At 47.9% G+C, this 11,803-nt stretch carries 4 protein-coding genes and 1 pseudogene; 4 read left to right on the top strand and 1 reads right to left on the bottom strand.

The window, feature by feature from the left end; all coding sequences use genetic code 11:
• Positions 1-79: 79 nt before the first annotated feature.
• On the top strand, positions 80-1,306 hold the full coding sequence (locus tag GON05_RS32285) for an MFS transporter (protein WP_157325254.1): 1,227 nt from the start codon (positions 80-82) through the stop codon (positions 1,304-1,306).
• A 116-nt stretch (positions 1,307-1,422) separates the two neighbouring features.
• Here the strand turns inward: GON05_RS32285 and GON05_RS32280 are convergent, their stop codons facing one another.
• The gene (locus GON05_RS32280; RefSeq protein WP_157325252.1) at positions 1,423-1,770 is read right to left on the bottom strand and encodes a winged helix-turn-helix transcriptional regulator; all 348 of its coding nucleotides are present in this window, start codon (positions 1,768-1,770) and stop codon (positions 1,423-1,425) included.
• A gap of 663 nt (positions 1,771-2,433) precedes the next feature.
• Here GON05_RS32280 and GON05_RS32275 point away from each other — a divergent pair.
• The 3 genes and pseudogenes from GON05_RS32275 to GON05_RS32265 all read left to right on the top strand — a co-directional run.
• Positions 2,434-3,150 (top strand): annotated as a pseudogene (locus GON05_RS32275) (ABC transporter ATP-binding protein); the annotation flags it as partial.
• 38 nt (positions 3,151-3,188) lie between these two features.
• Positions 3,189-4,703: an ABC transporter permease/substrate-binding protein gene (locus GON05_RS32270; RefSeq protein ID WP_157325248.1), complete on the top strand. Its 1,515-nt coding sequence runs from the start codon at positions 3,189-3,191 to the stop codon at positions 4,701-4,703.
• Positions 4,704-4,907: 204 nt separating this feature from the next.
• On the top strand, positions 4,908-11,726 hold the full coding sequence (locus GON05_RS32265; RefSeq protein ID WP_181646306.1) for a polysaccharide lyase family 8 super-sandwich domain-containing protein: 6,819 nt from the start codon (positions 4,908-4,910) through the stop codon (positions 11,724-11,726).
• The last annotated feature ends 77 nt before the right edge of the window (positions 11,727-11,803 follow it).

Below are 11,803 nucleotides of genomic sequence, written 5' to 3'. Positions count from 1 at the left end.
GGTGCTGTCACTCAAAATTCTTGAGGAGACAGCACCTTTTTTATTTATTTTTCAATAATAGGACTGGTGGGAGTAAATAATGAATAAAAGTGAATTATCTAAACAACAGAAATTTTTGATATTTAGTTTGTTTTTATTAACCTTTGCATTGGGAACCAGTGAGTTTGCCATTGTAGGATTATTAAATGAGATTGCAACCGATCTTCATCGTACAATTGCAGCAGTTGGATCATTAGTATCTGCGTTTGCAGTCGCTTTTGCCATCGGTACACCAATATTAACTTCGCTATTGAGCCGTTTTAATAAATATCCCATAATGCTAATATTAATATCTTTCTTTATTATTGCCAATGTCCTTAGTGCATTATCCTACAATTACGAGGTATTATTTTTATCGCGAATTCTTACGGCCATTGCTGAAGGTGTTCTGGTTGCTTATGCGCTAAATATTGGAACAAATGATGAGATTCCAAATGAAAAGAAGGGATTCGCCCTCTCCATGATATTCTCAGGATTCACCTTTTCTAGCGTCATTGGAGTTCCCTTAGGCACATATATTGGACAAGTATACGGATGGCATATGACATTCTGGACTACATCAGTACTAGGTGTTATTACACTTGTTATTTCAATGAGCATCATTCCAAGAAATATAGTAGGGGTAAAAAGTTCTATTAAAAATCAAATTGGTCTATTTATTCATCCGCAATTCATTTTGGCCTTCTTCATTCCAACACTGAGTATTGCGGCAACATTTATTGTGTACACGTATCTAACAGCGATTATAAATGAAGTATTGTCCATTCCATTAGAATACGTTAGCCTGGTCCTTCTGATATATGGTATTTTTTCAGTTATTAGTAATATGATCGGTGGTAAAATAGCGTCAAAAAATGGAGTAAGTAAGCTAAGATACATTTTTATATTCCAAGCTATCATTCTCGCATCCTTGTATGTAACAGCTTTTTCAATTTATTCTGCGATGATTAGTATCTTATTGATGTCATTGGTTGTTTTTGTTCAAGGGTCTACAAGTCAGATTTATTTTGTTGAGTTAGCTGAGCAGCATTTTCCAGCAGCAAGGGATTTAGCAGCGTCATTAACCCCTGTATCCATAAATTTTGGTATTGCTATCGGATCTGCTATTGGTGGTTTGGTTGCTACTAACATGGGACTAATTCATGTCTCATGGGTGGGAGGAATCTTTGCCTTAACTGCTTCATTTGTAACCTTCTTGAGCTTTCGTTTGAATCAGAAAGTGAAGGCAAATAAATACTCGGGGGAAAATGGAAAACGCAAATTTTGAATTTAGATAAGAATTAAGATGGTAGTCATGCAGTCCTGTAAACACCAAAACTAGTGTTCACAGGACTGCATTTTAAGTTGTTAAAAGTACAACTATAATTTGAAACTGAATTAACATTATTCTACGGATAGAATTTGATACTCATCTTCAGAGAATGTTTTTGCTGCATAATCGCCACCCCATGAGCAAAGTGCTCTCAGCATAGGTTCGAGCGACTGGCCAAGTTCAGTAGTTGAATATTCAACTTTAGGAGGCACTTGTTTATAAGTCTCCCTGTGAATGAGTCCGTCAGTCTCTAATTCGCGAAGTGTTTGAATTAGCATTTTTTGAGAAATACTTTGAACAAGTTTTTTTAACTCGCTTGTTCGTTTTGGCCCCTTTATCAAATGGTACAAAATAAGTCCCTTCCATTTACCTCCAATAACCTCCAACGAAATCTCTAAGTCGCAATAATATGTTTTCATATTTGATATAACACCTTCCCATTTTAATTGTAACTATTTGGTTACTATGTAACAAAAAAGTGTGTACTTTTCATATTACTTCCTATGATTCATAATATCATTAGTTCGTAGACAAGAGTAGTTCAAGCTCAATCATTCAAACTATTCATATGTTAACCAAGTGAGAAAAAAATAAGCATGACAAAGCCCTTATTTATTGAAAACGCTCCCAGATCTAACTTTATGAAAAAAATTATCTTATTTACACCAAAGATGATGGGGGAGGTCGAGGGCAAAAATGATTAGTTATTATTGTGTCCATTGCAATATGTTGCATTCCGGACCTCTTACTCATAATGAGATAATTTTTACAACTGCTTTTCATTGGAAAGAAGGAATTAACTATCAAGTAGGTGTATGTAATAAACAATTGAAAATATCCTTAGGTAGTATAAAGATGAGCAACACCTCCCTGGAAATCTAAAGGTGCATGTGAAATGGCGATCTTTTCTCGAATATCAGTCGAGGGGAGGTCGCTTATTTGATTGATATTCTCATAAACACGGCATAATTTTTGCTATTAAAGCAAATAATACATGACGATTCCCTTGCAATATATAGTAAATAAATTTAACAAATAGGAAGCATACAGTGTAATTGGATTAGTCAAATAGGAGGAAGTACATGATTCGCTTTGAGCAAGTATCTAAGAAATATTCCGAACGGACTTATGCTTTGCAAGGAGTTGATCTGCATATAGAAAAAGGAGAGTTTTTTGTTCTTATTGGGCCTAGCGGTTCTGGGAAAACAACAATGCTGAAAATGGTCAATCGACTGATTGAACCGACATCAGGTGAAATATTCCTTAATAATAAATCTATCAGAGATTACAACATCCATGAACTACGCTGTAATATCGGATATGTGCTGCAGTCTATAGCCCTTTTTCCTCATATGACAATAGAGAAAAATATCTCGATCGTTCCTGAACTGCGTGGATGGAGTGCAAAAGCCATTCATATACGGGTAAATGAACTGCTCGAAATGGTTGGATTAGACCCGTTGACATATAGAAATAGACGACCTGCTGAGCTTTCTGGCGGACAACAACAGAGAGTAGGCGTGGTTCGAGCACTCGCTGCTAATCCAGACATTGTCCTGATGGATGAGCCGTTCAGCGCACTGGACCCAATTAGCCGCGACCAACTGCAACAGGATTTGGTTGTATTAAAAAAAACAATTTCTAAAACAATTTTGTTTGTCACCCATGATATACAAGAAGCTGTTCTACTTGGAGACCGTATCTGTTTAATGCAAGCTGGTAATGTCGTTCAAGTTGGCTCTGCTAAGGAACTTATAGAGAATCCAGTTACTAGTTTTGTGAAGGAGTTTGTTGGTTCGAATTTGGATAATGGCTGCAGGGAAGAAGGGTTGAATAAATGAATGCGTTGTATCAAGCTTTTATGGAACACAAATCTGAGCTATTTGTGGCCCTGGGTGAACATATCCAAATCTCGTTTATTGCTCTGATTATTGCTGTTGTTATAGCTATTCCCATCGCCATTTACGGCACAAGACATCCACGCTGGGCTGAAGGTATAATTGGAGTATCGGCAGTTCTGCAAACAATCCCTTCCTTAGCCTTGTTAGGATTACTCATTCCTTTCGTTGGGATTGGGAAAAAACCAGCTATTATTGCAATCGTTATTTATTCTTTACTGCCGATTTTACGCAATACGTACACAGGTATTCAACAAATTGACCGGAATTTAATTGAGGCGTCCAATGCAATGGGTATGAATGGTTGGCAACGGCTTTGGCGAGTTGAACTCCCGCTTGCGCTTCCGTTTATTATGTCCGGCATTCGTACGGCGACGGTACTAATTATAGGGACAACAACACTTGCGGCGCTTGTTGGAGCAGGAGGATTAGGCAATTTAATCTTATTAGGAATTGATAGGAACAACCATGATTTGATTATCCTTGGTGCTGTGCCTGTTGCCTTGCTGGCTATTTCGTCTGATTCCCTATTGCGTTTCGCTGGGCGTACCTCGCTAATTCAATTACGTTTTTATGTTGGTGTTGGCCTTATATGTACAATTCTTATACTCGTTCAACTGTTACGGGGGACTGCCGGAGGAGTAATTGTGATTGGTGCTAAAATAGGTGCTGAGCCAGAAATACTAATCAACATGTACAAGCTACTTATAGAACAAGAGTCAAACCTAAAAGTTCAATTGAAACCTGGATTAGGGAAAACAACGTTTGTTTTCGAAGCACTTAATTCCGGGGCAATTGATATTTACCCGGAGTTTACGGGTACTATCGTTTCAACATTTCTTAAAGAGAACGCCGTTAGTACGGAGAGTTCAGAAGTTTATGAGCAGGCGCGAGCAGGCATTTATCAAAAGAGCAATATGATCCTTCTGCATCCGATGAAGTATAATAATACATATGCTTTGGCCGTTCCAAAGCAAATGGCTGAAGAAAAGCAAATCAAGTCCATATCAGATTTAAATCGAGTTTCTGGGGATATACGCGCAGGCATGACGTTGGAGTTTTCTGATCGAGAAGATGGGTATCGTGGCATTGAGAAATTGTACGGGCTTCATTTTGCTAATATTAAAACGATGGAACCGAAGTTGCGCTACACGGCAATCCAAACTGGCGACATTAATCTCGTAGATGCGTATTCAACGGATAGCGAGATCCAACAGTATCAATTGACCGTCCTTGATGATGATAAAAAACTTTTCCCGCCTTACCAGGGGGCATCACTCATGAGGTACGAAACGTTGAAAAAACATCCGGAACTCGAACGAATTCTCAATAAACTAGGCGATAAAATTACCGATGATGAAATGCGCAAAATGAATTACCAAGTTAACGTTCAACAAATGTCCGCAGGTCGAGTAGCTGAAGAGTACCTGAAGCAAGCAGGTTTACTTCGATGAGTGTCGCTGAACAAATGATTGAAATTTTCGAACGAATGTTCGATGAAAATTTCTGTGTGCGGTAAGTATTTGTAAATCCAAATGGACATTTTGTACATGGTAGAAATAATTTGTTAAGCCGGTTGGATGAAATGGAAATATTGGAAGGCGGAGGCTCCTCTTATAATGAGTGTGTAAGCATTAAATCATGAAGGGGAGATGTCCATGAGTAAAAGGACGCAAGTATACGTCCTCATCGCTGCGATGGCAGGCAATCTGCTGCTGCCCTCCAGCATGGCGGGGCCGAGTGCGGTACAAGCTGCAGTGACCACCTATGTGGCGGCGAGTTTTAATAGTTACCCTACAACGCCATCAACGACGGGGCCGGCAGCAGAAGTAGGCGGCAACTGGGGGTTGTATAATGCGAAAGCAGGTACGGACTACACGGTTGGGGAAGCCGTCTACGGCAGAAGTGATCTTAGCTTGAAACTGGTGTCTGGCACTTCGGGCACTCAACTGTACACGGGGAAATTTGGACTCAATATTGCCGGCAAAGTGGTTCTGGAAGCATCGGTTCGAGCTGAGGATACCGCTCATATTCGGTTGCTCGATGTGAAGAGCACCAGTGGCGTGTGGAAAAACTTTTTGACGCTAACGGAAACAGGTCAGATGTCCATTTTGAGTAAGGCTTTGGGAACGTACACGCCAAATACGTGGTATCGGGTGAAAGCGATCATCGATCAAACTGGGCAAAAAGCGGACGTGCTGCTTAACGATGTGCAGGTCGTAACCGGGGTCACGTTAGGAGCGACTTGGGATACGATTAACACCATTAAATTTACACAAACAGGAACGGCACAGCCAGGCAGCTCCTTTTTAGATGATGTGCGCGTCTATGGTTACGTGCCAGTTGAAAGCGTTTCCACATCGCCGATTGCCTCGACGATTGGCGTTGGCAAGCAGCTTTCACTTGCTGCGCAAGTCGTGCCCTCGGATGCCGCTGATCAACGCGTCGTTTGGAGCTCGGACGCGCCGGCAACCGTGACGGTCGACACGTACGGCGTGGCTACTGGTATTGCCGTCGGCACCGCGCATGTAACGGCTACGACGTTAGATGGCGCGAAAACAGCGTCATCCACCATTACGGTCGCCACCAATGTGCCTGTGGATAGCCTGGCATTGCCTACGGAACAGAATATAGTGGCTGGAGGTACGGTGCAGTTAATGCCTGTATTTACACCTGCAAATGCGACGAACCAAAACGTGACATGGACAAGCGGTAATCCCGCTGTCGCAACGGTCGATGCGCAAGGGCTTGTTACCGCAGTAGCGGCCGGTCAGACCGTGATTACGGCGCTTAGTGCAGATGGCAGCCATTCAGCATCAACGACGGTGAAGGTGCAGCCGCCGGGTGTTCAATCGATCTCCTTGCCGAGTACGGCAACGGTGATCAAAGGGGATACGATTACGCTGGTGCCGACCTTCCAGCCGGCGCAAGCAGGGAATCAAGCCGTGACATGGGCGAGTGGCGATGCCTCGATTGCGTCTGTGGATGCGGCCGGCGTCGTGACCGGTCTTAAGTCTGGCGAGACATCGCTCACGGCGACGAGTGTGGATGGAGGAAAAACAGCGAGCACTATGATTAAAGTCATTGATCAAGCAGCAGTGTCCGGCGAGTTCGAGCGTTTACGCTTAAAGCGCAAAGCAGGACTTGACGGCGGTGATAACTTAGATACATCTGATGCGGATGTACAGGCAAAGGTTGCCATACTAACGACGAACGGACAAACCCGTTGGTCAACGCTTCAAAAGGCGTCAGACCGCCAAGTGCTTTGGACGGACAACGTCGTCAGCAGCGGCAATTCTGACGCGATTCATAACAATATCTCGCGTATTCGTGAAATGGCGTACGCTTACTCGACGAAGGGCGGCACGCTCTACCACAATTTGCAACTGCGTGACGATATCGTCTCTGCGCTGAATTGGGTCTACACGAAGCAATATAACGAAACGGGTACCGCTTTCGGCAATTGGTGGAATTTCGAGATCGGCATTCCGGCGAAAATGACGGACATTATCGTCATGATGTACGATGCGCTGACGCCGGAGCAGATTGCGCGCTATATTGGAGCGATTGACCACTATACGCCGGATATTCAATCCAATTTATTTGATACCAGCTCCTACTATACCGGAGCTAATCGTTCGGATATTTTGCTGTATAAGCTCGTGGACGGCGCACTGCTGCAATCGGAAGCACGCATACGTGCTGCAGCGACGGAGATGTCTCCTTTGTTTACCTATGTATCGGCAGGCGACGGCTTTTACAATGACGGTTCTTTCGTCATGCATACGTCTGTACCATACACGGGCAGCTACGGATCAGTAATGTTGGAAGGGGTAAGCCAGCTCCTTTACTTGCTGAACGGCAGCCCTTGGCCAATTACCGATCCGAACGTGAATAACATTTATCAGTGGATCTACGATGGTGTCGCCCCAGTGATTTATAAGGGGATGACGATGGATTTCGTTAATGGCAGATCGATAGTGCGCGGTTCGGATAATTCGCAGAAGACGGCGGCAGGCATCATGTCGGCGCTCGCAAGACTGGCATTGAATGCGCCGGCGGCCGATGCGCAGAAGCTGAAGAGCCTGCTGAAGGTGTGGATTACGCAGGATGAGACGCATTTTAATTATTACAATTTTATATCTTCGATCAACTTGATTGGTTCTGTGAAGGGGTGGGTCCGTGATACTGCGATTGTGCCGGATCCGGGAGCAAGTGGCTACTACGAATTTGCGGGGATGGCCAGAAGCCTGCAAGTTCGGGATGACTACACATTTGGCGTCAGCAAAAGCTCCAAGCGCATCCAGACCTATGAGCTGACCAATGGTGAAAATGGGGAAGGCTGGTACACGGGCGACGGGATGACGTACCTGTATAACGGCGATCAAGCGCAGTATATGGAAGACTACTGGGCGACGGCGAATCGGTACCGATTGCCGGGTACGACGGTGGATACAAGACCGCGGACTTTCAATGATTATCAAAATGGGGACGGCGAAGGCAAGCCGGGCAATAGCTGGGCAGGCGGCGTCGAGATGGGTGCCTACGGCAGCTCCGGCATGCAGCTGAAGCAGATCGGCACGACGCTGCAAGCGAATAAGTCGTGGTTCATGTTCGGCGACGAGATCGTCGCGCTAGGCTCCGGGATCTCGAGCAGCGATAACCGGACAATCGAAACGATCGTCGAGCAGCGCAAGCTGAATGCAGTCGGCGACAATCCGCTCATTGTGAACGGGCAGGCGAAGTCCACGAGCCTTGGCTGGAGCGAGCGTATGACCGGCGTGAAGTGGATGCATTTTAGCGGCAACGGTGCGCAGTCGGATATCGGCTACTACTTCCCGGATCAGCCGGCGATTAATGGGCTTCGGGAGCAGCGCACGGGTCGTTGGAGCGATGTCAACCAAAGCATTGGCCAGTCCGATGCTGTGACCCGCAACTACCTCAGCTTGTGGTTCGATCACGGGAAGAGCCCGCAAGGCCAAACGTACAGCTATGCGATTCTGCCGAACAAAACGGCGGAGCAGGTGAAGCAGTATGCAGAGCATCCAGCTTACGAGGTGCTGGTTAATAATGATCAGGCGCAAGCGGTACGCCATAACGGATTAGGTCTTACGGCCGTGAACTTCTGGAAGGATCAGAAGGTAAAAGCCGATCTGGTAACGAGCTCCAGACAGGCTGCTGTCATGATCAAGGAAGCGAACAACCAGTTGGAGCTCGCGGTTTCCGATCCGACGTTGGAGAATTCTGGCGCCATTGAGCTGGAGCTGGATCGTTCAGCTGCAGGACTTCTGCAGGCGGACCCGCAGGTCATGGTCACACAGTTGTACCCGACGATTCGTTTGGTGGTGAGCGTGAACGGTTCGGTGGGACGTACGTTCCACGCGGTGTTCGATACCGATCCAGCGAAGCCGATACCGTCGGATCACCCGCCGATTCCGGCGATCGTGAATCCAAGAAGCGGCAGCAACGAGTTGGATCGCACAGCTGTGTTATACGCAGCCTTCGATAATGAAGGCAATGGGCTGGAAGCGATCGGTGGTGGTCCAAGCGGCTGGACGGTGAGCAATGCACAGCAGACCATTGTGACGCTGGAGCGGCTGCCGGAGGAGTCCAGTAATATGCTGCGTCTTCTCGATCTGAGCGACCAAGCTTCGGCCTCAGCAGGACGCAAATTCCCGGCTGTCTCGGGATTGGCCGAGATCGAGTGGACGTTTGCGGAGCCTTATGGTCCGAAGGGCGAGGAATTCACGCTGCTGAATGGCGATTCTACGGCTATACGCCTGGTGACACGCGCAGGAGCACTATATTGGCTCGACGCTCAGGGCTCCGAGCATTATGTGCAGGGGCTGCCTGCGGCAACATGGACGAAGCTCCGCTTGACCGTTGACATTCCGCACAACAAGTACGATGTCTATGTGGACGGTACGTTGGCGGCAGCAGGTGCAGCTTTTGCCAGCCCGGTTGCAGCACTTGATGGCATACGGATGAAGACGGATGCGCAAGCGAAGGACGCGATTCTGTACGTGGACGACATTGCGGTGTACCGTTTTGGCGAGCAAACGTTAGTGTACAGCACGTTCAATTCAGGCGAGACAGGGACATGGCAAATTGCTGGAAGCGCGACGGCTCCAGTTCAGATTGTGGAGGATCCAAATCCGACGAATCGAAGCATGCTGCTCAGCGATAATGACAACAAGTTCAGCGCCTCAGCTATTCAGTCGTTTGCGGCGCAAAACGGAGTTTTGGTTGCGGAGTGGGATTTAAAGGAAAAGAACAGCGGCAAAACGCCGTTCTATGAGCTGCGCCAAGGCGACAAGACCGTCGTTCGATTGTTAACGAGCGGGACGCTGCGCTATCTGTACAAGGATGGCACGGTAGATACCCTCGGCTCAGTGTCGACCGGTGTCTGGCATCATATTCGACTGGAGGTTGATATTGCGAACCAGAAGGTCAATGTGTACTTAAACGGTGTGCTCCAAAAGGCAAACCTGAACTTTTACGAATCGTCGTCCACGATCGACAACATTCGCATCTATACCTCCTACGGCGCTGTAGATGCGCCACTATGGATCGACAATGTGAAGGTATATACGTATCGTGAGCCAAAGCAGCCACAAGGATTGATGTTGAATACGACGGAGGAAGCGTTGTATCTGGATGAACCGGGTGATGGTGCGGAGCAAACGACAGCTTCGTTGAGCGCACAAGTGACACCTGCAGATGCCTATGAAACGAGCGTCGGATGGGTCTCCACTAACACGCTGACGGCGTCTGTTGATGGTACTGGATTAGTGCAAGCGAAGCAGCCGGGCAAGGCGGTCATTACAGCGACGACAGCTCATGCTGAGCAGCAGGCTGCTGTGACGGTGTATGTCGTGCCTAGGGCACCGGAGGTAACGGCGGACGATACGGCGAACACCGTGTCGGGGATGACGACCGGGCTGGAGTACAGCCTGGATGGCGGCGACTATGTGCGGTATGAAGCGGAGACGTTTGGACGCCTCAACCTAAACGGCCCGCACGAGATTAACGTCCGCCGTGCTGCGGATGAGACGAGCGGGGCACCGGCGGGGAAGGTGACGACGCTGCGTTTTGTCACGGTGAATGTGTCGCCAGGCAATGGTTCGGGGTCTGGCTCCGGTTCCGGTACTGGCAGCGGCTCGGGGACCGGTTCGGCGACACCGGTAACACCAGTAACACCAGTAACACCAGTAACGCCGCCGACGACAGAACCGAAAGAGGGTGTCGTTCAGCTGAAGCTGGCGGCCGGCGCGGTCACAACAAGCAAAGACAGCCAAGGCAGAGCAGTGACGACAGTGAATGTGGCTGCCGAAGCGCTGAAACAAGCCTGGTCTTCTGCAGCAGCGACCGTCGTGATTGCACCGCCGGATAGCGATGGCAGCACACTTGTCGTGAAGCTCCAAGTTGCTGCCCTGCAGGAAGCGGCAAAAGCAGCGCCGACAGGTGTCGTAGTCCTTCAAGCGCCGCAAGGTGCAATGACGCTCCCACTGTCGTTGTTTGTTCCAGGCGGAGCTGTCGCACAAGCTGCTCCATCGGAGACAAGCATCGTGTCCGTCACGATTGAAAAAGCGGACACCTCGCTGGAAGAGCGTGTAAAAACAGCTTCCAGTCACTATGGGGTTTCGGTTGCAGGACCGATTATGGACTATCACGTGACGTTGGAGCAAGGAGATACGGCGGTTGCGGTCACGCAATTCGGCAATCTCTATGTTGAGCGTACGCTGATTTTACCCATGGGATTGAACACAAGCAATGTTACAGCTGTACTATACGATCCAGTGACAGGTGCGCTGGCCTATGTGCCAGCGGTGTTCGTGACACTGCCTGATGGGCGCACGGAAGTGCGCATGAAACGAAATGGAACAAGTATTTACACGGTGATTCAAGGCAGCAAAACATTTAACGACCTTGCCGGACACTGGAGTAAGACAGATGTCGAAAAGCTGGCCTCGATGCTGATCGTTCAAGGTCAGACGGATACAAGCTTCGTGCCAGAGGCACAAGTTACGCGGGCGGAGTTCGCAGCGATGCTCGTGCGCGCACTCGGCTATCAAGCGAAGCCAGTGCAGCAGCCTAGCTTTGCGGCCGTCGCAGCGGCCGACTGGTACTACGATGCTGTCGAAGCGGCGGTGCAAGCAAAGCTGATCGAAGGTACCGGACCGAATGCGTTCAGCCCGAACCTGCAGATCACGCGCGAGCAGATGGCGGTGATGCTCACAGCTGCGATGAAGCTTGTTGGCAAGCAGGTGAGCGGAGCAAATCCAGACTTGCTCGCCCCGTTCCAAGACCAATCGGAAATAAGCGCTTGGGCGAAGGCTTCACTTGCTTCAGCATTGCAAGCGGGAATATTGACCGGAAGGTCGGAGAGCCTCATAGCGCCAGCCTCCCCTTCAACTAGAGCGGAAGCGGCAGTCGTGTTGAAACGCCTTTTGAGTTATATAGCATTTATGGACTAAAGATTTAGGAGGGGGCGAAGGCTCCCTCTTTTTTTGTTGTCATGAACTGAAAATTTTGCGGCGTCGGCAATCTTTTT

The sequence above is a fragment of the Paenibacillus anseongensis genome (genome assembly GCF_009757995.1).
GTDB classification, from domain to species: Bacteria; Bacillota; Bacilli; order Paenibacillales; family NBRC-103111; genus Paenibacillus_E; species Paenibacillus_E chondroitinus.
Note: the sequence above shows the minus strand (reverse complement) of the source record. Positions and strands in the feature narration are given on the sequence as shown.